The sequence below is a fragment of the Mycobacterium sp. E802 genome, from assembly GCF_001666875.1.
Classification (GTDB): Bacteria; Actinomycetota; Actinomycetes; order Mycobacteriales; family Mycobacteriaceae; genus Mycobacterium.
On the sequence record NZ_LZJD01000084.1, the window covers coordinates 1 to 22504 of the forward strand.

Below are 22504 nucleotides of genomic sequence, written 5' to 3' on the forward strand. Positions count from 1 at the left end.
GTCAGGAACAAACACGATTCCGCGGCCGTCAGCCCGTCGATGCGGGTGCGCATGACAGTGACCGCAGCGTCGAGCAGTCGCATGTCCTGCTCGGGGGTCGACTCTCCGCAGGGTCCGACCTGTGCCGGACTCAATCCGTATCGCACGCTTCGCAGCCACGACTGCAGCACGCTCGGCGAGATTCGCCGGTCCTCTCCCAGCGCTCGCTGGCGATCGCGGATGAGCTGCTCGACGCTGCGGTCACTGTCATGCGCACCCGCATCGACGGGCTGACGGCCGCGGAATCGTGTTTGTTCCTGACCAATGCCGCAGGCGTGATCCTGCGGCATTGGGTCGGTGACGACGCTCTGATGGCACGGCTGGCCAAGCTGGACATCGAGCCCGGGTTCCTGGTGTCCGAGACCACCTTGGGCACCACCAGCGGCAGCACACTGATCACGGCAACGCCGACGTTCGTGCGCGGCCCCGAGCATTTCGGCATGCAGTTCCTGGAGTTCACCTCAGCAGGAATGGTCATCACTCACCCAGTGACCCAGCGCATCGTGGGCAGCATCAATCTGATCAGCCGATTCCGGGACACCTCGCCGTTGGCCGTGCCCTGGGTATGTGACATCGCCACCGAAGTAGAGCGATGCCTGCTGGATGCCGCTACGACCGCCGAACAGGGACTCATGAGGGCATTCGTCAACGAACGCCGCGACGCCCGCCATGCTGTTGTCGCCGTCAACGAGAAAACAGTGGTCGCGAACGCCGCCGCGACGCGCATGCTCGGATCAGTCGACCAGGCAGTGCTCTGGGAGTATGCCGCCCGTGTCCTCAGCGACCCCGGCGCTGCCGACCAACCCGCAGCGCTGGGCGGCCCGCGACCAGTGGTCATCGACCATCACACCGTCGTCAGTGATGGATCGGTCATCGGTGTCGTGCTCAAGCTTAAACGTGCCGAGGTCCGCAACACCGAGGGCCCAGCCATCGTGGAGCTACCCGGCATGGTGGGCCACAGCGAGCGTTGGACGGCGCTGCTGAATCAGCTCGCCCGCACTCACGCCTCCCCCGGCGTGCTGCTCGTCGGTGAGCGCGGAGTGGGCAAATCGGCGATTGCGCGCGCGTGTTGCACAACCAGCTACCGCGAGATTGACGCGGCCGCCTCAGCCGCAGATCCGCAGTGGGTGACCAACATTGCCGCGCCGGCGTTGAACGCGCCCGACCACAGCACCGTGATCATTCACCATCTCGACCAGCTCGCCCCGGCGATGGTGACCTCCCTGTGCGATGCGCTCACCCACCGGCCCGCACCGAGCCGGGTCTTTGCCACCTCGGCCACTTGGCCACACCGAGACCACGCCACCGACCCCGCCTTGGTCACCTTCCCCACCGTCATCTCGGTACCCCCGCTTTCAGAACGCTCTGCAGACCTGCCGGTGCTCGTCGCACACTTCACCGCCGAGGCCGGCGCCGACCGCGAACCTGTGCAATGGATGCCCGACGCGTTGCGCGCATTGGCCCGCGTGGACTGGTCCGACAACATCGCGGGGCTCAAACGACTGGTCACCCAGATCGTGTCCGAAACCGGCTACAGCTATATCAGCGCCAAGGAACTGCCCACCCACCTTGCCGCCATCACCTCACGGCGCAGGCTGGTGGGACTGGAACGCGCAGAGGCAACGGCCATCGTCGACGCCATCAAGACCGCCGGCGGCAACAAACACCAAGCCGCCGCCAAGCTCGGCATTGCGCGCTCGACGCTCTACCGCAAGATGCGCTCGCTGGGTATCGACATGGATGACGCCGTCTTGTGACCACGCCGCACGTATCCTCAGTCAGCAGAGGCGCTGTGCCCCACTGCGATAAGGCAGTTGGTCAACAATTCCAGCACTTGTGACTTGTCGAGTTCTTTGGACTCCAACCACGCCATCGTTGCGTCGGCCACCAGCGCCTGGAAACTACGGACCATCGCATGGTTGGAAGGCTCGTCGATATCGAGCCCAACGATGCGCAGCAGATTCTGCTCCCAGGTGCGCATGCTATCGCGGAGAGCCCCACTGACTTTGGGGTCTGAACTCGACGACGCACGCACCATGGTGATGTAGGTGCCACGGTTTCTCTCGATCCCGTCGAGCCATTTCTCGAAAATCGCGCGCACCCGCCCAGCGACATCGTCATGCCCGTCCGGCACCACGAAGTCCTCCGGTATCCGGGAGAAGCGTTCGACGATCTCAGAAAACAGGCCGCGCTTTGATTTGAAGTAGTACAACACATTCGTACGAGTGGTACCCGCCGCTGCGGCGATTTCGCCGGTGGATACCTGTTCGTAAGGCCTCTGCGCGAATAGATCCCGGGCCGCAGCCACGATCTGATCGCGCCGATCGTCGGCTTCCAGCCGGGTGCGCCGTGGCGAACCCGGTTGCTCTGGCGTTGCTTTCGTCATCCCCGCACACCGCCGGTCCGCTTCACCAGCCACACACCACTTAGACCCAGCCACGCAGTGTGGCGCAGGCCGTCGTTGCCGTTGCACACCGTCTCATTGTGCGACAACTCACAACCCGACGCTGAACATACCGTGTGGTCACAGTACGAGGGGACGGACACCGCAGTCCCGGACATACGGAGAAAGGACATTGGGGTGCTCATCGCAGCGAGAGCTCGTGTTGGCGTCGGCCGGCTTGCATCACCCGGCGACCACATGCGCCCGAATCCAGCCTCGCTCGTCCAACCACCCTTTGGTCTGCGCGTAACCGCACATGCGCTCAAAATCCCCTGTCCACGAGTCAGGCACACCGGCCGCCGATGCCGCAGCGACGATGCGGGCCGGATCAATCCACACATGCTCACTGTCCTCATCGACACGCACACCACTGCTCGCCGAATCTGCCGCGTTTCCGACGCCGGAACTGATCGCGGTGAACTCCGTAAATACGTCCAGGCCGTCGACGGAAATCGGTGATGTATCGATGTTCACTTGCACCCGCCCATTATATCGACCTATCCCCCAACACTATTCATCGGCCGACAAAGGAAGCCGCAATTAATCAGAAAGGATTCCTGCCGTGACAAATGGACGACCCCAGCCCGCGCCGAGCGAAGTTCGACCGATCAGTGAGCACTTCAAGAATGCCTTCCGCCGACACCCAGGCGGGGTCGCTGTCATCACCGCCGACAGCGGATCGGGCCCGGTAGGCCTGACAGCTACGTCGGTCACTTCACTGAGCGCCTCGCCGCCTCGACTGATCTTCACCATCACCGACGCCTCTTCCAGCGCGCCTACCATCATCGAATCCAGCACCGCCGTAGTTCATTTGCTCGACACCGAGGACCTGGCACTGGCGCAATTGTGCGCCACCAGCGGCATCGATCGCTTCGCCGACACAACGATCTGGGAACGCCTACCCACCGGGGAGCCGTACTTTCCTGCTGCCGCGGAAATTCTTCTCATCCGAGCCGTGGACAAGATCCGCACGACAGGCTCCACCATTGTCGTCGCTGACGTTGTCGACGTTCGCCAGCGTCGGCATGCGCAGCCGGGCGGAGCACAAAATCGGTTGGTCTATCAGGACCGGACCTGGCATTCGGTCGGCCAGCATTCCTCAATCCGCACAAACACTCACAGCAAAGGATTCGCGAGCAAGTCGTAACAGCCCCCTTTTTGAACCACGTCCCTTTGATACTCCCCGCACAGTAAGGAACCGACATGTCCACCACTGCAAAGCACGTCGTGGAAGTTACCGCCGAGGAACGCGTCGAACTCGTCGCGCGTGCCCGCAAACTCGCCGCCGAGTTCGAGAAGTACGGCAAGCGCGCCGACGAGGACAACCTGTTCCCCAGCGAGCTCGTTCCGCTGTACAAAGAAAGCGGACTGCCCAAGCTCGTCATCCCGAAAAAGTATGGCGGTTTGGGCGCCGACGTATGGACCACCGCGCTGGTCGAAAAGGAATTGGCGTCGTACGGAGATCCGGCAATCACGTTGTCGTTCAACATGCATCACGTCATGGTCGGCATTTTCCGTGAACTTCTCGATGAGCCGGCACGTGAACGCCTCTTCACCAAGATCGTCGAGGACGGCTCGATGCTCTCCGGGACCCTCAGCGAGGAACGAGCCGGCATCAGCGGGCTCTCTGACACCGTCTGTGTTCCCGACGGCAATGGCGGATGGCTGGCCAGCGGTGCGAAGAACTGGGCCACCTACATTGAGAACGCCGATATCGTGGCCTTCACCGCGGTGATCACCAACGAAGACGGAAGCCTGCCCGAGACCTTCAGCGAACACGCCGAACGGGAAGCGGTCTTCGTCATTCCCGCCGACACGCCGGGGCTGTCGATCCGCCGGACATGGAACACCATGTCGATGCGTGCCAGCGGCACGCAAACGCTGGTCCTGGACAAGGTGCCGGTCCCCGCAGAGGCCTACAGCGGTACCTACCGCAACGGCCTGTTCAACGAGATCGAATGGGCCTGCTTCCCTTTCGCCGGCGTGTACCTCGGGGTCGGGGAACGCGCGCTGCGACTGGTCAGTGAGTCGCTGAGCAAGAAAAGCCTCGGGCGCACCCAGGAAGGAGAAGAGAAGGCGGTCCGCGATATCGGATATGTCCAGTACGAGCTCGGAAAGGCCTGGACCGAACTGCAGTCCGCGGAGTGGGCCGTGCGCGGCACCGCCGAGGCGCTGTTCGAAGGTGCCGATGCCACCTGGAATCCGATCGAGCGTCCAGCGCGGGTTTCGATCGGCAAGGTCGCCGCGACAGAAGCGGCCATCAACGTCACCGATACGGCGCTGCGACTGGTCGGCGGCGGCGGTATTCGTAAAGGCGCTCCGCTGGAGAAGTTGTTCCGCGATGCGCGGGCCGGTATCTACCACCCGGTCAACAGCAACCAGGCTTACGACCTGATCGGTAAGACCGCGCTGGGACTGTTCGGCTAGATCAACATCACCACCGCTTATGGCGGGGTCCGGTCAACGGACCCCGCCATACTCATTGCACTCTTGCCGCTACCGGTAGTTCAGGTCGGCGCGGCTGATGTCGCACTGGCCGGCTAGCCGCTCGGGCGTACGCTTGGCGCAAGCACAACATCAAGTTACCCCCGGAGCAACACTGGCCGGGGGCAACTCGGTCTAGGTTCGCCTAGCGGCTTGGGGCGCAGCCGTTCACATCGATACCCCGCCATCAACGGGAAGTACGACACCGGTGATGTAGGCAGCTTCGTCGGAGGCCAAAAAAGCTACGGCGGCGGCCATCTCGCCTGGATCGGCGAACCTGCCCTGCGGCACCGAGGCCGTCATCTCGGCCAGTTTGTCGGCGGGCACGGCGGCCACCATCGCGGTAGCAGCGTTGGGAGAGATCGCATTGCTGGTGATACCGAATCGTGCGGTCTCCTTGGCCACGGATTTCGTGAACCCGATGATGCCGCCCTTGGCCGCCGCGTAGTTGGACTGACCGATGTTGCCGTGCATGCCGGTATAGGACGTGACGTTGATGATTCGCCCGAACCCGTTGGCACGCATGTGCGGAACAGCGGCACGGGTCACATTGAACGTGCCACCCAGATGTACTGCCAACACACTGGCCCACTGATCGTCGGTCAGTTTCCACACCACCGCGTCACGGGCGATGCCGGCGTTGTTGACCACCACATCGATGCTGCCCCACGTTTCGACAACACTGGACACCGCGCGCTGGACGTCTTCTGTCTGTGCGACATCGGCAGCGACGGTGATGATGTTCTCCCCGTGTCCTGCCCACTCTTTCTGCAGTAGCGCCTCGTCGCGATCAACGACGGCGACCCGGGCGTTGGATGCCGCGAAATGTTCGGCCAGGGCCTTGCCGATGCCCTGGGCGGCACCGGTGATCAAGACGGTGCGCTGGTCGAAGTCAAAACGTATGGTCATCAATCCTCTTCAGAGTTACAGGTGGTGAAGCGGTCAGAAGATGGTGTAGCCGCCGTCGACGACGACCTCGTTGCCGGTGTGAAACGTCAACGTAGGATCGGCGAGGAATGCTGCGACGTCGTAGAATTCACTGGCGTCAGCCCAGCGGCGAACCGGGGTGCGGCGTACCGTCACATCGAAGAATTTGTCGTTGGCGCGTAGGTGATCGTTCATCGGGGTAGACACCCAGCCCGGCACGAGAACATTGCAGCGAATTTGATGACGCGCGAATTCGACTGCGATCGTGCGCCCCAGCGATCCGCACGCACTCTTGCTGGCGGCGTACGCGGCTTGGGTGGCAGCGCCGTAGCGCGCCACCGTGGAAGAGACCACCACAATCGATCCGCCTTGACCGCGATCCACCATGTGCCGGCCGACTTCGCGAGTGGTCAAGAAAGTGCCATCGACGTTGGTGCGCAGGACGTGGTGCCATTCCTGCAACGAGGTGTCCAGGTAGTCTTTCGCATCGGCGATGCCGGCGTTTGCGAACAGAATGTCGATCTTGCCCAATGCCTGCACGGTCTGGGCGGTGGCGTCCAGGACCGACTGTTCGTCTCCGACATCGCATGCCACCGCAAGTGCCTCGACGCCATGGCTTTTGAGCTCCTGGACTGCGGTGCGGCTGCGTTCAGGATTGCGCGCCCACACTGCTACGTCAGCACCTGCACGGGCCAGTCCGACGGCTAACGCCAGCCCGATACCGCTGTTGCCGCCAGTCACCACTGCGCATCGTCCGTGTAGGTCAGTCACGAGTTTCCCCCTGAATGCACGGGCGCGACGTTCAGTCCTGCCAGCTCGCCGATTCGGTGGCGGTGTGCCGAGGGCGTGCCGAACAGCATTTGCGTCGTCTTGGCGCGTTTGAGGTAGAGGTGCGCAGGATGCTCCCAGGTGAAACCGATCCCGCCGTGCAACTGGATGCATTCCTCGGCGGCCCGCACCGCTGTTGTCGAACACACCACGTGTGCCAAGGAACTGGCCAACGGCAGATCCGGACTACCGGTGGCCGCACACGCTGCGGCGTAACGGGCCACAGCACGTGACTGGGTGATGTCGACCCACAGATCGGCCAGTCGGTGCTTGAGGCTCTGATAGGAACCCAGGACGCGCCCGAACTGCCGGCGGTCTTTGAGGTAGTCGACGGTCATCGCCAGGCATTGCTCAGCCAGTCCCAGCTGTTCAGATGCCAGCAGGGCACACGAGACGGACAGCGCCGTGCGCACGGCCCCGCCCACTTCATGGGCGTCCAGGCGGTGTGCGGGGGTATCGGTGAAGCTGACGTCACTCAGTTGGCGGGTCATATCCAGCGACACCACGGGTGTGACGGTGGCGTCATCACGGCCCACGGCATAGAGGCCACTGTCGATCGGCACCAGTAACGTATCGGCTGTCAGGGCGCCAGAGACCGAACGCACCGTGCCGGTCAGCCGGCCGTCTTCGGTGACCGTGGCAGTGGTGAATTCGGATTCATCCCAGGGTGTCCGGTCGGCCGGAACGATCAGTGTCGCAACGGATTCTCCTGAGGCCGAGCGGGCAAGTAGGTCGTGAAGGTGCAGCACCGACAGCAGTGCCGGGGTGGTGACCGCCGCATCCAGAAAGGGCACCGGGGCGACCGCGCGTCCGAGTTCTTCCAGCACCACAGCCACTTCGCGCAAGCTCGCGCCGCTCCCACCGTGCTCTTCGGATACGGCCAACCCCGCCAAGCCGACTTCGGTGGCCAGGGTTGCCCACAGCTCGGCATCGACTGTGTCTGATGATTCCGTGCGTGTGAGAACCGCGGCCCATTCTGCTTTGCTTTTGAGCACATCGCGCAACGTGTCGCGCAGCTGTTCTTCCAGTTCGGAATACAGAAGATCCGGTACCGGCGGATTGGCCAGGGTCATCGGGGCAGGTCCTTCCAGGCGATGTCGACGTCCACGCGTTGCTCGGCGGGCAGGCCGAGGACTCGCTCGGCGATGATGTTGCGCATGATTTCTGAGGTGCCGCCTTCGATCGAGTTCCCTTTGGTACGTAAGTACCGGTACGCGGCCGGGCGGTTGTCCTCCACGTCGAGGTCGGGTCGCCGCATGCTGTAGTCGTCGTAACGCAAGCCCTCGGCGCCGGCCAGATCAACCTCGACACTGGCGGTCTGCTGAGCCAGGCGGGCGTAGGACAACTTGGCCCCCGAGCCTTCCGGGCCGGGCAATCCGGCCTCCATCTGCTGGCGCAGTCGCGCAGTGGTCAGCCGCGCGGCTTCGGCATCGACCCACAGTTTGAGCAGGTCGTCGTAGACCGCGGGGTGACGCCTGTGCGGGTTGTCGCGCCATGACCTGGTCAAAAATCCGATGGCGCCACCTTCGCGGGGGGTGGTCCCCGCTCCGATGGCGACGCGTTCGTTCATCAGGGTCAGTTGGGTGACTTTCCATCCCTGTCCTGGCTCACCGAGGCGGTGCGTATCGGGAACATACACATCATCGAGGAAGACCTCGTTGAATTCGGCCTCACCGGTCAGCTGACGCAGGGGACGCACGTCCACCCCATCGCTGGACATGTCGCAGACGAAGTACGTCAGGCCCCGATGTTTGGTCTCACTGGGGTCGGTGCGCGCCACCAGCAGAGCCCACGTGGCAGCGTGGGCCAAAGACGTCCACACCTTCTGCCCAGACACTCGCCAGCCCTCACCGTCACGCACGGCACGGGTGGACACCGCGGCGAGGTCCGATCCTGCGCCGGGCTCACTGAACAGCTGACACCAGATCTCCTCGCCGGTCCACAGCGGTTTCAGCCACCGCGATTTCAGCTCGTCGCCGGCGAAGCGGAGGATGGTCGGTGCTGCCATGCCCAGGCCGATTACGTTGCGGTGCGGGGCATTATCTGGTGCGCCGGCGGCAGCGAACGCAGCGTCAACGATCGGCTGCAGTTCGGCATCGAGGTTCTGGCCACCGAGTCCTTGCGGGTAATGCACCCATGCAAGCCCGGCGTCAAAGCGTGCCCGCAGAAACTCGGATCGTTCCATCGTGTGGGGGTCATGCTGGCGCAGAAAATCCTCGACGGCACCTACGAGTGCTGCATCCGGCGACTCATCGCTCATGGGTCGGTTGTCCTCCTGGATGTGGGCGGCCACATGTGCGTGACCACATCCCTGATCGTGGCCGCAGGCGGTTCGGGATGGGTGTCGCAGTCTGAGTCAGTGGGTTCGCGCGTGCTGTAGCGGTTTGGGACATCTATACCGAACGCATCGTCTCTACGCTCGACGGCCAATATCTCTGTGCGACCGAAGGATTGATCTACGATGCCGACTGATACCCACGTTGTCGTGTGCGATGATCTCGATGCCCTACGCGGGCTCAACTGTTCGGAACTTCCGTCCAGCGACTGGTGGCTGATCGATCAGGACGTCATCGACCTTTTCGCCCATGCCACCGGTGACCATCAATGGATTCACGTCGATACCGAACGCGCGGCCGCCAGCGCTTTCGGCACCACCATTGCACACGGTTATTTGTCACTGTCCTTGGTAGGGCCCCTGCTGGCCAGCGTGCTGACCGTGCAGAACTGTTCGCAGGTCCTCAACTACGGGCTCGAGAAGGTCCGGTTCCCGGCTCCGCTGGCTTCCGGGACGCGAGTGCGCTTGCAATCGCGGATCGCCGCGGTCACCGAGGTGCCCGGCGGCGTCAGCGTGACGGTGCATGCCACTCTGCAAGCAGAAGGACAAAACAAACCGGTTTGTGTCGCCGAAGCCGTGTACCGCTATCTGAGTTGATTTCGAACGCAACCTTGCCGGAGTGCTCCGGCCAGGCCGGCATACCCCTGAGTGCACGCGCGACGCCTCGTCCCTAGATGTCGATCGCGTGCCCCATCCGGTCCCTTTTTGTGCGCAGATAATCGACGTTGTGTGCGGTGCGGTGGCTGGGGAGGTGCAGGCATTCGGTGACCTGAATGCCGTGTCGGCTCAGACCGTCGCGTTTGGCAGGATTGTTTGATATCAGCCGTATGCGCGGCACGTCGAGATCGGTGAGGATGTCTGCCGCGGCTGCGTAGTCACGGCTGTCCACAGGCAGGCCGAGGTCGAGATTGGCGTCCACGGTGTCCCGGCCGGCGTCTTGCAAGGTGTAGGCGCGCAGTTTGTCGCTGAGTCCGATCCCGCGCCCTTCGTGGCCGCGCAGGTAGATCACGATGCCTCCGTTGTCAGCGACCAGTTGCAAGGATTCACGCAGCTGATCGCCGCAATCGCAGCGCAGTGAGGAAGCCAGGTCACCGGTCAAGCATTCGCTGTGCACACGAACCAGCGCTCCGGCAGCCGTGGCACGAAGCGCATCAAGCTCACCGGCGATCAGCACCAGGTGTTCCTGACCGGTAGGCCCCTCGCGGTACGAGCGCGCTTCGAAAAGCCCGTAGGCAGTCGGCAATTGGGATGTGCCACTCAGGCGGACGCGCTGCTGCGAGCGGCGGGCCTTGAGTTCAGCTATCGAGACCACGGCAAGGTGGTGGTCGGCGGCGAACTGCATGAGCGCCTGCCCGCGCAGCATGTCGCCGTCGTCGGCAACCAATTCGCTGATCACGCCGACCTCGTCCAGCCCGGCCAGGCGCATGAGATCTACCGCGGCCTCGGTATGCCCGCCGCGCTCCAACACGCCGCCTGCGCGCGCACGCAGGGGGAAAATATGGCCAGGTATCCGCAGATCGGATGAGGTGGTCGTCGCCGCAGCCAACGCGGCCACCGTAGCCGCGCGGTCCTGGGCGCTGACGCCGGTACCGGTTCCTTCGGCGTCAACAGAGACGGTGAACGCCGTACCGTGCGGGTCGGTGCTGGCGGTCACCATCAACGGCAGGCCCAACGCATCAGCGCGTTCATCGGTCATCGGCGCGCAGATGATGCCGGTGGTGTGCCTCACCATGAATGCCATGTTCGGCGCCGACACAAACTGTGCAGCCATGACGAGGTCACCTTCGTTCTCACGTTCGGGGTCATCGACCACAATGACCATTTGACCGGCCTGCAGGCGCTCGATGGCGATATCGACCGCGTCGTGGTGGACGGCGGCCCGCCTACCAACGGGCAATGGCGCCCCTGGCTCATGGCCACACTCGCGGTGATCAATCGTGCTGACACCGCGCGGATGAAGATGACGCACCGCGGGCAGAGGCGCCGACGCCGAACCCGACGCGGTCCGCACTGTTGGATGACGCCGATCCTGCCGGGGCTGGGGACTACTCATCGTGGCACCTCCTGCTGGTGGTCATGCCGATCACTGTGGATCCAGGCTAGGAACGCTTAGGGCCGTCACTATGTCGCACATCACTACACCGGGGCCGGACTGTCGCGGATTGCGACGACCATGCCCCCACCCGGAGTGCGACGTTGAGTGCGGCAATCAGCCCTTCGAGGGCGCAGGCACGCAGCGAAAGCGACACCAGCACAGTGAAGTTAGAGAACTCCATCGCATTGATCACCGGTGCGGCCTCCGGGCTGGGTCACGCCACGGCGCACCGGCTGGCCGCGGCCGGAGCCAAGGTGATCGGTATCGACCTGCCTGTCGCGGTCGAGCAAGCCCCGCAGACAGATCCACGCATCCGCCTCCTCGCCGCCGACGTGCGCGACGAGGACGCCGTCAAGTCCGCAGTAAGCGCGGCTGCCGACTGGGGGCCGCTGCGAGTAGTGGTCAACTGCGCCGGCGTGGGTGATCCGGCCCGCGTCGTCAGCAAGACCGGGCCTTTGGAACTGCAGCGGTTCCAACGCGTGATCGACATCAACCTGGTCGGCTCCTTCAACGTCACACGTTTGGCCGGCGCGGCGATGGTCGCTACCAACCCGGTGGACGGAGAGCGCGGCGTGATCATCAACACCGCCTCGGTGGCCGCCTACGACGGTCAGATCGGACAAGCGTCTTACGCCGCATCGAAAGGAGCCATCGCCAGCATGACATTGCCACTGGCCCGTGATCTATCCAGCCAACTCATCCGGGTGATGGGCATTGCACCGGGCATGTTCGATACCCCCATCCTGCAGGGACTTTCCGAGCCGGCACGTGAGTCCATCGCCAGCCAGGTGCCTCATCCACGCCGGCTCGGCGATCCCCACGAGTTCGCCGCGCTTGTGGAGCACATCGTGGTCAACCCGATGCTCAACGGCGAGACCATTCGACTCGACGGCGCCATCAGGATGGCACCCCGATGACACAGCGCACCGCCGTCGTCACCGGTGCCAGCCGCGGCATCGGCGCGCAGATCTCCACCAGACTGGCTGCCGAAGGCTGGGACCTGATCGTCACCGCCCGTAATCAGGCCGGGATCGAAGAGTTCGCTGCGGCACTGGCCGCAGACAGTGGACGGCATGTGCGTCCCATCGCCGCCGACATGGCCGACCCGCTGGCCCCTCAGATCATCGCTGACGCCATCGCCGATCTGGAGTCTCTGGATGCGCTGATCCTCAATGCCGCGATGGGGACCATCGGCCGTTTGGACAGTTTTCCGTTGCGCCGGCTCGACAAACTGCTGGCCATCAATCTACGCGCGCCGTATGCCTTGATCCAGAACCTATTGCCGGCATTGCGGCTCGCCGGTGAACACTCGCCATGGGGATCGCGCGTTATCGCGATGGCATCAATGACAGGACTGGCCGGGGAACCGCTGAACTCCGCCTACGGCGCCACCAAAGCCGCCCTGATCTCACTGTGCGAGACCTTGTCGGTCGAAGAGTACTCTCACGGTGTCAACGCCTCGGCCGTGTGCCCGGGCTATGTCGCCACCGATATGACTGCCGACCTTCCCGGCGTGGACCCGGCGGCGATGATCACGGCCGCGGACGTCGCCGAAATCACGGTGTGTCTCACACGGCTGAGCAAACAAGTCACTGTGCCATTTCTTCCCCTCACCCGCCCAGGCCCCGGCCTGTGGCGCGCATAGATTTCAAACCCCCTCTACCACAACGTCTCTGGATTGGAGAACCGATGAGTAACAGCGCAGTCATTGTCGATGCGATACGCACAGGCTCAGGCAAAGGCAAACCCGGCGGCGCGCTTTCGGGCGTGCATCCGGTCAATTTGTTGCAGCAGACTCTGCAGTCACTGTTGGCGCGCAACGAATTCGACCCGGCGCTCATCGACGATGTCATCGCCGGATGCGTGTCGCAGACAGGTGAGCAGGCTCTCAACATCGCTCGCACCGCGGCGCTGGCTGCAGGGTTGCCCGAGTCGGTGCCTGGCACCAGCGTGGACCGCCAGTGCGGCTCCAGCCAGCAGGCTGCACATTTCGCTGCCCAGGGTGTGCTGGCCGGCGCTTACGACATTGTCATCGCCTGCGGGGTGGAGTCGATGAGCCGAATCCCAATGGGTGCCAGCTCACAAGGACAGGATCCCAACGTCAAGCCGTTAGCTGCGCGGTTCCCCGACGGGCTTGTCGGACAGGGTGTCTCGGCTGAACTGATCGCCGCGGACTGGAACTTGGACCGCGAGGCCCTCGATGCGTATTCCGCCCGCTCGCACCGCCTGGCCGCCGAAGCTAACCAAGGCGGCGATTTCGACAACGAGATCATCGCGGTCACGCTGCCCGACGGCACTACCCACAACACCGATGAGACGGTGCGCGCCGCAACCACCGAGCAGGGCCTGGCCGGATTGCGCCCGTCTTTTGCCTCAGAGGAATACAGCTCTCGGTTCCCCCAGATCAACTGGAGTATCACGGCCGGCAACTCCTCACCGCTGACCGACGCGGCCTCAGCGGTGCTGATCATGTCCGAGGACAAAGCCAACGAACTCGGACTGCGTCCTCGTGCGCGCTTTCACAGTTTTGCTGTCACCGGCAGTGATCCGCTGTACATGCTGACCGGCGTGATTCCGGCGACCAAGAAGGTACTGGACCGATCCGGTCTGACGTTGGAGGACATCGACACCTACGAAGTCAACGAGGCGTTCGCGCCGGTACCACTGGCGTGGGCACGCTCTCTCAACGCCGATCCGGCCAAGCTCAATCCGCGAGGTGGCGCCATCGCGCTCGGGCATGCCCTGGGGGCATCGGGAACACGCCTGCTCACCACCATGGTCAACAACCTTGAACGCAGTGGAGCACGTTACGGGCTACAAACCATGTGCGAAGGCGGCGGCATGGCCAACGCCACCATCATCGAACGGCTCTGACGACACCGCCACCAACGCCGGCCGCCCTGGTGCGCACGCGAATCCCATCACGTGCGCACCAGGGCGGTGTGCTGTGCGCTTACGCCCAGCGGGGTGGGACTGGGGCAGGCGTGCGCCGATCAGATATCGTGCGCCATCGCAGCGCGATCCGTTTGGCGGCCGGTTAGGGACGCCGTGCGACCAACCGAGGCGGGGGCGCAACCACGATGGGTTCGGGAATCGGTGGACCAAGGCGGATGCGCACCGCCAATGAGCGTAGCCGTTGCTCGTAACGGCTACCGGCGAAGCCGCTCACCCATGCTTCCAGGGAAGGGGCCAGCGCCAGTGGTAGCTCGCGATCGGCAGCGGCGAATCGTTCCAGCAATTCCAGAATGGCGCCGCGGTAGTCTCCTGCTCCGATCTTGACGCAAAGCCAATGCCGCTCAGCGGGTTTCAGGAACGGTTCAGCTGTTTCGGCAAGCGCCCACGCGAAACCCTGTTCGTCGCCGTGGTTCATGGCGTGCTGACCGGCCTGGCAGCGAACGGCCTCGTGGCCTCCAGCGTGGGCCGCTCCAGCACCAGATGCATGCCGACGGCGGCGAGTAGCTGAAAGAGCAGGGCGAACAACACCGCAACGACGGCGGGAACGCGGCGGCCACGCAGGGTTGTCTTCATCCTGTGTGCTTTGGTGCTCCGCGATGCGGTCAGCGCCGTTGAAGTTGTTGTCGGCAGCACCATCCAGGCGATACGGCAGCCGTCACTGGTGGTTTCAACCGGTAGGCGTCGCCGTGTAGGTACTGGTGCAGGCCGCTCGATGGGCGCGCCGTTGATCCAGAGCAATCGAAGATGACTCATGGTCAGACAAAGTCGCGCTTGAGTTGCGGTCTGTCGATCTTGTTGTTGCCGGTGCGTGGCAGTGCCGAAACCAGCTCGATGCGGCGCGGACGCTGCAATCCCTGGAGGTCGGGATGCTGAGCGCAAAAGGTGAGGATGTCGTCTTTGGTGACAGCCGGTGTCCGCGGCACGACGATCGCGGTCACCTGCTGGATCCAGCGCTCATGGTGAGTGCCGATGACGGCGACCTCGGCCACGTGTGGGCACGAGGCCAAACTGTTTTCGATCATCTGGGGGTAGACGTTCTCCCCGCCCGAGATGATCATCTCATCGGATCGTTCCACGAAGTGCAGTGCGCCTTCGGCGTCGATGCGCATCAGGTCGCCTGTTCGTAGCCATCCGTCGGCGTACTTGTCGGCGTTGATTTGCGACAGATTCCAGTACCCAGGGCTTACGGCATCGCCGCGCACCTGCAGCTCGCCGACGTGGTCCGGTCGGTCGCTGACATTCTCACCGGTGGCCGTGTCGATCAGTTGCCACTGCACAAGCTGCTCCAAGGGCCGCCCCAGTGTCCGTGGAGAATCCTGTTGTCCCGGCCGTTCACAGATGGCCACGCCGGACTGTTCGGTTTGTCCGTAGATATTGACCGCGTTGGTGATTCCGGTCGCGGACAGGAAACGCTGCACCGGCCCGTCCGGCAGCACCGAGCCGCCGATAGCGCATACTCGGACAGACGACAGGTCGGCTGGTTCGTTTTCGAAGGCGTTGGCGACATCGACGACCATCGTTGGCACCAGGGCGGTATAGGTGGCGTTGTGGTCCTGCATGGCTTGGCGCCACTGCGCGACATTCCACCGCGGCAACGTGTAGGCCGAGGCGCCGTTGAGAAGCATGGGCAGGATCATCAGCTGCATCCCGCCGACGTGGAAGAAGGGTGTACAGATCACCGCAAAGTCTTCGGCAGAAAGGTTCCATACCTGCGTGATTGCAGTGATGTAGGCGGTGACGTTGCGATGTGTCTGGCGCACGCCTTTGGGGTTTCCCGAAGACCCGCTGGTGTACATGATGATGGCGTCGTCGCCGTCGAGCCGGGGATGGATGCTCGAAGCCGGTGGAGCGCTCAGGGTGTGGTCATAGCTCCAGCGGGCCGGCACTGGGTCCTCGGTGGGGCCGCGGTCGTAGACAATGAGATTTTCAGCCGCTGCCAGGCCCTGGCAGTCGCGCGCGAAGCGCACAGCGGTCTGCGAGTCGGCGAACACCATACGCACACCGGAATCGTCAACGGCATGACGCAGCGGGGCTTGAGGGACGGCGGTGTTCAATGGCACCAGCACCGCGCCGGCACGCCAGATTCCCAGCGCGACAACGATGTACTGCACACAGTTGGTCATGTAGATCGCGACACGGTCGCCGGGTCGAATCGATTCCGCAATCAGGAAGGCCGCCACCCGCGCCGACTGATCGTCTAGCGACGCGTACGTCAGGGTGGTCTGCGCGTCGGCTACCGCCAGTTTGTCCGGGTATTTTGCCGCCTGATGGTGGAACACACTCGCCAGGTTCATACCAGTCTTCCTTCGACAACAGTTCGGTCGCCCGGGGCCCTGATCATGCGTTCGCCTCGGTGGTCAGATCCGAACCATAGGTCTGCACTGGGCCGGGCATGTGTCGCAATTGGGAACACCGTGTTGTCACGACCACAGGAACGGCTCAGCCGTCGCGTATTGCGACATTAGACCTGCGCGCTGGTGGTTACCGTCCAAGACGGCGACCGCGCCTTTGGAATGCGCTGCAGCGCCCGCTTCATGCCCCGCTAACCCAAGGAAGTGCCGATGGCTGTGAGCTTCGACTTTGCCCCGCAGGTGACCGACCTCGCCGCACAGACTGCTGCCTTCATCCGTGAGGCGGTGCTGCCCGTCGATGACCAGTACCGCGGCGACATCGACGCCGCCGGCAACGATGAGCTGCGCGTGCAGTTGCAGGCCGCCGCCAAAGACGCCGGCATCTTTGCACCTCACGCTCCGCGTGAGTACGGCGGTTTGGGTTTGGGCATGGTCGATCGGGCACCGGTATTCGAAGAGGCCGGGTACTCCTTGTTCGGTCCGCTGAGTCTGAACATCGCCGCACCCGATGAGGGCAATCTTCACCTGCTGACTCACGCCGCCACCACCGACCAAAAAGCGCGGTACCTGGAACCGTTGGCCACCGGGGCTTATCGCTCAGCCTTTGCGATGACTGAGCCCTCCCCTGGGGCGGGCTCGGATCCAACGATGCTGAACACGACAGCGACCTACGGCGGTGGGCGCTGGCATATCTTCGGGCGCAAGTGGTTTATCACCGGCGCCGACGGAGCCCACTTCTTCATCGTCATGGCACGTACGTCCGGACAGCCCGGCGACCGTGGCGGTGCCACCATGTTTCTCGTCGATCACGGCGCCACCGGACTGCAGGTCGGCCGGCATATAGCCACGATGGACAAATCCATGTTGGGCGGTCACTGCGAAGTGCTGTTCAATGACGTCACCGTCGATGATGGCGCCGTCCTCGGCGAGGTCGACGCCGGATTCTCCTATGCCCAAATCCGGTTAGGTCCTGCGCGCATGACCCATGTCATGCGTTGGCTGGGCTCTGCCCGCCGGGCCCACGACACGGCTCTGCACCATGTCGGTCAGCGCCACGGATTCGGCGGCCGCCTCGGCGATTTGGGAATGGTCCAAAAACTTGTCGCCGACAACGAAATAGATCTGGCTGCGGCCAGAGCGCTACTCATTCAGGCGTGTTGGCAGCTCGATCAGGAAAACGCCGCGTCGACATCGACTTCGATAGCCAAGACCTTCGCTGCCGAAGCGATCGACCGCGTCGTCGACCGCAGCGCACAGATGTGCGGAGGCCTCGGTATCTCCGACGATTACCCCATCGCCCGGATCTCGCGGGAGGTCCGTCCGTTCCGGATCTACGATGGGCCCTCAGAAGTGCACCGCTGGGCCATCGCCAAACGTGCCATCCGCGCCGCGGCGGCAGCCCAATGATCCACCAAGGGCTCGATCTCGAGCGGTTACGCGCTTTGCTGGTGGATAGCGGAGTAGCTGTCGGGCAATCGCTTTCGGCACGTGCGCTGCCCGGCGGCCGATCCAACCTGACTTACCGTGTGACCGATGGTCGTATGGCATGGGTGGTGCGCCGACCCCCGTTACACGGGTTGACGCCCTCGGCTCATGATGTCGCCAGGGAGTACCGCGTCACTGGTGCCCTCAAAGACAGTGCAGTTCCGGTGGCCGCCACTGTGGCCGCCGACGTCGACGGTTCCTATACCGGGTCGCCGCTGACTGTCGTCGAGTTCGTCCAGGGGCAAGTAGTGCGCGAGCACCGCGATCTTGACGACCTCACCGATGACCAAATCGAGGCGCTGGCAGCTGAACTCGTCCATACCCTCGTCGACCTCCACGCGGTGGATTACCGTGCCGTCGAACTGGAGGACTTCGGCCGGCCCGATGGATTCGCGGCTCGCCAAGTCCGACTCTGGACCCGGCAATGGCACCGCGTCCGCACGCGTGATCTGACCGACGTCGACCTGCTGGCCGCCGCGCTGTCAGAAAGCGTTCCCACCATCGCATCCGAGCCGTCAATCGTGCACGGAGACTTCCGAATCGACAACACCATCGTCGACCTGTCCGCGCCTCGCTGCGTGCGCGCGGTGGTGGATTGGGAGCTGTCGACCATCGGTGACCCGTTGACCGATATCGCCCTGATGTGCGTGTACCGCTCCCCAGCGCTGAACACCATCTTGGGTACGAAGGCCGCCTGGACCAGCCCTCGTCTGCCCACAGCCGACGTCTTGGCCCAGCACTATGCACTTGCCTCAGGCCGCGATCTGTCTCAATGGCCGTTCTATGTCGCGCTGGCACATTTCAAACTCGCCGTGATCGCGGAAGGGATCGCCTACCGTGCCACAGCGGGGTCCTCGACCGATCAGAATGCCCGGTCGGCGGGCAAATGCGTGCCCGAATTGGTCGCCGCCGGGCTTCGCGCACTGCGCGGACGGCAGGGCACCTCCATCGGATCCTGAACCAGCGCGGATCTGTTGCGAACTGCGACACCTGCAGTGATACAGGCCACTTAGCGTAAGGGCCCTGAGCAGAGTGTCCCCCGCGCTTGATAGGAGTCAAAAGCAATGTCGCTTCACGTTGACGCCCCCACATGGGTGTCCGCAGACCCGGCCGACAAGGCCGCTGCCAACGCCGACGAAACCCTGGTCCTGAAGTTTCTGCAGGAACTGACCACCAATGACGCGGACCGACTGATCACCTACTTCGACGACGAGGGCATGTACCAGAACATGCCCTTGCCCCCGGCGTACGGACGTGACGCTGTGCACGCGACCTTGGCCGGGCTCCTTGGCGTCATGAGCATCGACGTCGTGGAAACTTTTCACATCGCTTCGGCCAACGGCTTCGTCTACACCGAGCGCGTCGATGTTCTGACCGCGTTGCCCACCGGCAAGTCTTTTCCCCTTGCCGTGCTCGGTGTCTTTCAGTTGCGCGACGGCAAGATCGTCGGGTGGCGTGACTACTTCGACCTTCGCGAGTTCGAAGAGGCCGTCGAGCTCCCACTGCGCGGCTAGGTCGGCTGTCCACGCCCACAACCACTTTCACTTGATCGGAACACATCATGACCATCGTGCACTCCCGCGTTGACTTCGGCGCCTTCCTTGCGCCGTGGCACTTGCCCACCTCAGACGCCCATTTCTCCATCCAGCACGACCTTGAACTCGTCGAGCACCTCGATCGACTCGGCTTTGCGGAGTTCTGGATGGGCGAGCATCACTCCGGCGGTGTCGAAATCATCGCCTCACCAGAGTTGTTTGTCGCAGCCGCCTCGCAGCGCACCAAACAGATCAAGCTCGGCCTCGGCGTGGTGTCACTGCCCTACCATCACCCCTTTCTGCTCGCAGACCGTCTGGTGCTGCTCGACCATCTGAGCAATGGCCGAATGATCTTCGGTGCTGGACCCGGCCAGCTGGCCGACGACGCAAAAATGATCGGCATCGACCCCATGGACAACCGTCGGAAGATGGAGGAGTCCTTCGCTGTCATCAACCGCTTGCTGGCCGGTGAAACAGTTAACGAGGACACCGACTGGTACACCTGTCGGGACGCTTACCTACACGTCGCACCGTACACCGATTTCCAGGTGGCAGTCACGGCCACGGTGTCCCCGACCGGACCCAAACTCGCAGGGAGATTCGGCGCCGGCATCCTCTCGCTCGCGGCGACGAATCCGGTGGGCGTGGAACTGCTGGCCAATCATTGGCAGATCGCCGAGGAGATCGCCGCCGAGAACGGGAAGACCGTGCGCCGCGACGAGTGGCGGCTGACCGGAATCATGCATGTCGCCGACACCGAGGAGCAGGCGCGTGCTGACGTCCGCCACGGGCTGCTGGAACTGATGAACTACCTGTCCCACATCACTCCGGGATTCGAAGCATCCGATGACCTCGATGGGCTCATCGACAACATCAACGAATCCGGTCTCGCGGTGATCGGCACCCCGGAGATGGCCATCAACCAGATCCGCCGCCTCCAGGAGAAATCGGGTGGGTTCGGCAAGTTCCTTGTCCTGCACGGTGAATGGGCGCCCACCCACGCCGCGCTGCGCAGCTTCGAACTCATCGCTCAGCAGGTTGCGCCGCATTTCAACGGTGATCTTGCCTCGCGCAAGCGTGGGTTCGACCAAACCGTCAACAGCAATCGCGCCGCCGCCGATATTACCCAGGCCGGGCAAGAAGAAGCCCAGAAGCGTTTCGAAGCCGAGCGCACCATCAAGACGCACTGAACACCGGAGACCACCGTGCCTAAACTTGAAGACGAAGTCGCGTTGATCACCGGCGCCGCCCGCGGCCAAGGTCGTTCCCACGCCCTCACATTGGCCGCCGAGGGAGCAGACACCATTTTGGTCGATGTCCCCGGCGACATCACGGACACCGGATATCCCTCGGGGACTGCCGAGGAACTGCTCGCCACCGCCGCTGAAGTCGAATCCTTGGGCCGCCGCGCGGTCCGCGTCGAGGCCGACGTCCGCGACTTACCGGCACTTGAGGAAGCCCTCACCGAGGCGGTTCAGAAGCTGGGCCGACTCGACATTGTCTCGGCCAACGCCGGTATTGCGAGCAAACCATATCTGTCACACGAGCTTTCACCGCAGACGTGGCGGCAGATGATCGACATCAACCTCACCGGTGTGTGGCACACCGCCAAGGTTGCGATTCCGCACATCTTGGCCGGACAACGCGGTGGAGCAATCGTGCTGACAAGTTCTGCGGCTGGCCTAAAAGGCTACGCGCATATCTCGCACTACACCGCCGCCAAGCACGGGGTCGTCGGATTGATGCGCAGTCTTGCCGTGGAGCTTGCGCCACACCACATCCGCGTAAACTCATTGCACCCGACACAGGTCGACACACCGATGATCCAGAATGAAGGGACATACCGGATCTTCTGCCCCGACAAAGAGAATCCGACTCGGGCTGACTTCGAGGTCGCCTCAACGGCGATGAACAAACTGCCCATCCCCTGGGTCGAGCCGGAAGATGTCAGCAAGGCCTTGTTGTTTCTTGTCTCCGATGACGCCCGTTACATCACCGGCGCAGCGATCCCTGTGGATGCCGGCACGACACTGTGACACGGCGGTCGTCCAGCCCGAGGCGCTGCCCAGGGCGGTGGTCCTTCGGACTGACGACGGCTAGCCCAGCGTTCTTGTCTGACAGCCAACACCGAGAACAGGTTCTGGCGATAGAGATGCCACGTTGTGTCAAACGACGCCCCCGGCGTTCCGGCGTCGGGGGCGCTAGTGGTCGAGCTCGAACAGCTCAGCCCAGCGGTCGATCTCGTCTTCGAATCCGGCGACGATCTGAATCGCGAACTCCGTGCAGCCGACGGCTCCCAGACGTGCCAACATCGTCCGCAGTTCGGACGGCGTGCCTGTGAATGACGTGGTGCGTACCAGGTCGGCATCGATGAATCGGCGTTCGTCGTCACGCACGCGGGTGAGGTGCCCGCGGTGCAACTCCAGATGCCGCGCCGCAGCAGGCTGGTAATTCAAGTAGACCTCGTCGCGGTAGGCAGCGGCACGATGCGCCAATGTGTCGGGCAGGTCAAAGTCCAGTGCCCCCTCTACCACGTTGTGGTAGAACACTGCGCGCTGAACCCTCATGGTCGGACCATTCGACGTGGTCTCCGTCCAGAAGTGACCGCATGACATCGATGTCGTGCTTGAGATGGGCCAGCCGGATGGGCTTTCTGCCTAGCGTGTTCCGGCCGGAAAATCCTGTTCCGAGGCCCAGTGTGATCCGGCCTGGCGCCAGGGCATTCAGTGAGGCGATGGCATTGGCCGTCACCGGGGCGATGCGATTGGCGGGCACGACGACCCCGGTACCGAGTCGGATCCGGGAGGTGCGCGAGGCTGCAACCGCCATCGCGACGAAGATATCGGTGTACAGCAGTGGACTGTCGAAGAACCAGACGCCGTCGAAGCCGAGTTTCTCTGCGCGCACGGCGATTTCGTGTGAGTCCGCGGTCGGGGTCAGTACGACGCTGTACTTCATGGCGAGCTCCTTTGCTCTGCAGGTTTGGGATCCGGAAGACATCAACAGGTGCACGTTGTCAGGTCGCAC

At 63.4% G+C, this 22504-nt stretch carries 24 protein-coding genes; 12 read left to right on the plus strand and 12 right to left on the minus strand.

Going from position 1 to position 22504, the window contains the following annotated elements; genetic code table 11:
* Window positions 1-248: 248 nt before the first annotated feature.
* Window positions 249-1796 (plus strand): helix-turn-helix domain-containing protein, encoded by a 1548-nt coding sequence (locus A5699_RS12750; RefSeq protein WP_067769779.1) that lies wholly within the window; start codon window positions 249-251, stop codon window positions 1794-1796.
* A 17-nt stretch (window positions 1797-1813) separates the two neighbouring features.
* Here the strand turns inward: A5699_RS12750 and A5699_RS12755 are convergent, their stop codons facing one another.
* Window positions 1814-2425, minus strand: coding sequence for a TetR/AcrR family transcriptional regulator (locus A5699_RS12755; RefSeq protein ID WP_003881572.1), 612 nt, complete (start codon window positions 2423-2425; stop codon window positions 1814-1816).
* Between the two features lie 240 nt (window positions 2426-2665).
* Window positions 2666-2962 carry a hypothetical protein gene (locus A5699_RS12760; RefSeq protein WP_131722226.1) on the minus strand — a complete coding sequence of 99 codons (297 nt, stop codon included), beginning with the start codon at window positions 2960-2962 and terminating at the stop codon, window positions 2666-2668.
* Between the two features lie 82 nt (window positions 2963-3044).
* Here A5699_RS12760 and A5699_RS12765 point away from each other — a divergent pair, with 82 nt between their 5' ends.
* A complete protein-coding gene (locus A5699_RS12765; RefSeq protein ID WP_003881574.1) occupies window positions 3045-3629 on the plus strand; it encodes a flavin reductase family protein in 585 nt (194 codons plus the stop codon).
* Between the two features lie 56 nt (window positions 3630-3685).
* Entirely contained in the window at window positions 3686-4909 is a 1224-nt protein-coding gene (locus A5699_RS12770) for an acyl-CoA dehydrogenase family protein (RefSeq protein ID WP_003881575.1), read from the plus strand.
* Window positions 4910-5134: 225 nt separating this feature from the next.
* Here the strand turns inward: A5699_RS12770 and A5699_RS12775 are convergent, their stop codons facing one another.
* From A5699_RS12775 to A5699_RS12790, 4 genes are read right to left on the minus strand one after another with little or no spacing between them, the layout of a single operon-like run.
* Window positions 5135-5875 carry an SDR family NAD(P)-dependent oxidoreductase gene (locus A5699_RS12775; RefSeq protein WP_003881666.1) on the minus strand — a complete coding sequence of 247 codons (741 nt, stop codon included), beginning with the start codon at window positions 5873-5875 and terminating at the stop codon, window positions 5135-5137.
* Between the two features lie 33 nt (window positions 5876-5908).
* Window positions 5909-6637: an SDR family NAD(P)-dependent oxidoreductase gene (locus tag A5699_RS12780; protein WP_003881667.1), complete on the minus strand. Its 729-nt coding sequence runs from the start codon at window positions 6635-6637 to the stop codon at window positions 5909-5911.
* Between the two features lie 23 nt (window positions 6638-6660).
* Window positions 6661-7794, minus strand: coding sequence for an acyl-CoA dehydrogenase family protein (locus tag A5699_RS12785; protein ID WP_003881668.1), 1134 nt, complete (start codon window positions 7792-7794; stop codon window positions 6661-6663).
* Window positions 7791-8981, minus strand: coding sequence for an acyl-CoA dehydrogenase family protein (locus tag A5699_RS12790; RefSeq protein WP_003881669.1), 1191 nt, complete (start codon window positions 8979-8981; stop codon window positions 7791-7793). Before A5699_RS12790 ends, A5699_RS12785 begins: the two co-directional genes overlap by 4 nt.
* A 201-nt stretch (window positions 8982-9182) precedes the next feature.
* Between A5699_RS12790 and A5699_RS12795 the strand changes: the two genes are divergently transcribed.
* Entirely contained in the window at window positions 9183-9653 is a 471-nt protein-coding gene (locus tag A5699_RS12795) for a MaoC family dehydratase (protein ID WP_003881670.1), read from the plus strand.
* 73 nt (window positions 9654-9726) lie between these two features.
* Here A5699_RS12795 and A5699_RS12800 read toward each other — a convergent pair whose 3' ends face one another.
* Window positions 9727-10953 (minus strand): bifunctional 3,4-dihydroxy-2-butanone-4-phosphate synthase/GTP cyclohydrolase II, encoded by a 1227-nt coding sequence (locus A5699_RS12800; RefSeq protein ID WP_003881671.1) that lies wholly within the window; start codon window positions 10951-10953, stop codon window positions 9727-9729.
* 359 nt (window positions 10954-11312) lie between these two features.
* On the opposite strand from A5699_RS12800, the gene A5699_RS12805 reads away from it, so the two are divergent.
* Genes A5699_RS12805 through A5699_RS12815 form a run of 3 tightly spaced genes read left to right on the plus strand, consistent with a single transcriptional unit; the run spans window position 11313 to window position 14025 of the window.
* The gene (locus tag A5699_RS12805; RefSeq protein WP_003881672.1) at window positions 11313-12068 is read left to right on the plus strand and encodes an SDR family NAD(P)-dependent oxidoreductase; all 756 of its coding nucleotides are present in this window, start codon (window positions 11313-11315) and stop codon (window positions 12066-12068) included.
* Window positions 12065-12796: an SDR family oxidoreductase gene (locus tag A5699_RS12810; RefSeq protein WP_003881673.1), complete on the plus strand. Its 732-nt coding sequence runs from the start codon at window positions 12065-12067 to the stop codon at window positions 12794-12796. Before A5699_RS12805 ends, A5699_RS12810 begins: the two co-directional genes overlap by 4 nt.
* Window positions 12797-12840: 44 nt before the next feature.
* Window positions 12841-14025, plus strand: a complete 1185-nt coding sequence (locus tag A5699_RS12815; protein WP_003881674.1) for a thiolase family protein — start codon at window positions 12841-12843, stop codon at window positions 14023-14025.
* A 163-nt stretch (window positions 14026-14188) separates the two neighbouring features.
* On the opposite strand, the gene A5699_RS12820 is transcribed toward A5699_RS12815, so the two are convergent.
* The 3 genes from A5699_RS12820 to A5699_RS12825 all read right to left on the minus strand — a co-directional run bounded on the left by A5699_RS12820 (window position 14189) and on the right by A5699_RS12825 (window position 16400).
* Entirely contained in the window at window positions 14189-14521 is a 333-nt protein-coding gene (locus tag A5699_RS12820) for a hypothetical protein (RefSeq protein WP_003881675.1), read from the minus strand.
* Complete coding sequence (locus tag A5699_RS29105; protein WP_154660279.1) at window positions 14518-14679, minus strand: hypothetical protein; 162 nt, start codon at window positions 14677-14679, stop codon at window positions 14518-14520. The genes A5699_RS12820 and A5699_RS29105 overlap by 4 nt, the downstream gene beginning before the upstream one ends.
* A gap of 182 nt (window positions 14680-14861) precedes the next feature.
* The gene (locus A5699_RS12825; RefSeq protein ID WP_003881677.1) at window positions 14862-16400 is read right to left on the minus strand and encodes a class I adenylate-forming enzyme family protein; all 1539 of its coding nucleotides are present in this window, start codon (window positions 16398-16400) and stop codon (window positions 14862-14864) included.
* A 267-nt stretch (window positions 16401-16667) separates the two neighbouring features.
* On the opposite strand from A5699_RS12825, the gene A5699_RS12830 reads away from it, so the two are divergent.
* From A5699_RS12830 to A5699_RS12850, 5 genes are all read left to right on the plus strand, one after another.
* Entirely contained in the window at window positions 16668-17864 is a 1197-nt protein-coding gene (locus tag A5699_RS12830; RefSeq protein ID WP_067769795.1) for an acyl-CoA dehydrogenase family protein, read from the plus strand.
* A complete protein-coding gene (locus tag A5699_RS12835; RefSeq protein ID WP_067769787.1) occupies window positions 17861-18901 on the plus strand; it encodes a phosphotransferase family protein in 1041 nt (346 codons plus the stop codon). The genes A5699_RS12830 and A5699_RS12835 overlap by 4 nt, the downstream gene beginning before the upstream one ends.
* A gap of 105 nt (window positions 18902-19006) precedes the next feature.
* The gene (locus A5699_RS12840; RefSeq protein ID WP_003881680.1) at window positions 19007-19456 is read left to right on the plus strand and encodes a limonene-1,2-epoxide hydrolase family protein; all 450 of its coding nucleotides are present in this window, start codon (window positions 19007-19009) and stop codon (window positions 19454-19456) included.
* 47 nt (window positions 19457-19503) lie between these two features.
* Window positions 19504-20667, plus strand: a complete 1164-nt coding sequence (locus A5699_RS12845) for an LLM class flavin-dependent oxidoreductase (RefSeq protein WP_003881681.1) — start codon at window positions 19504-19506, stop codon at window positions 20665-20667.
* A 15-nt stretch (window positions 20668-20682) separates the two neighbouring features.
* Window positions 20683-21513, plus strand: coding sequence for a mycofactocin-coupled SDR family oxidoreductase (locus A5699_RS12850; protein WP_038562861.1), 831 nt, complete (start codon window positions 20683-20685; stop codon window positions 21511-21513).
* A gap of 165 nt (window positions 21514-21678) precedes the next feature.
* Here the strand turns inward: A5699_RS12850 and A5699_RS12855 are convergent, their stop codons facing one another.
* A complete protein-coding gene (locus tag A5699_RS12855) occupies window positions 21679-22044 on the minus strand; it encodes a hypothetical protein (protein WP_131722224.1) in 366 nt (121 codons plus the stop codon).
* Window positions 21986-22435: an LLM class flavin-dependent oxidoreductase gene (locus A5699_RS12860; RefSeq protein ID WP_003881684.1), complete on the minus strand. Its 450-nt coding sequence runs from the start codon at window positions 22433-22435 to the stop codon at window positions 21986-21988. The genes A5699_RS12855 and A5699_RS12860 overlap by 59 nt, the downstream gene beginning before the upstream one ends.
* Window positions 22436-22504: the final 69 nt, after the last annotated feature.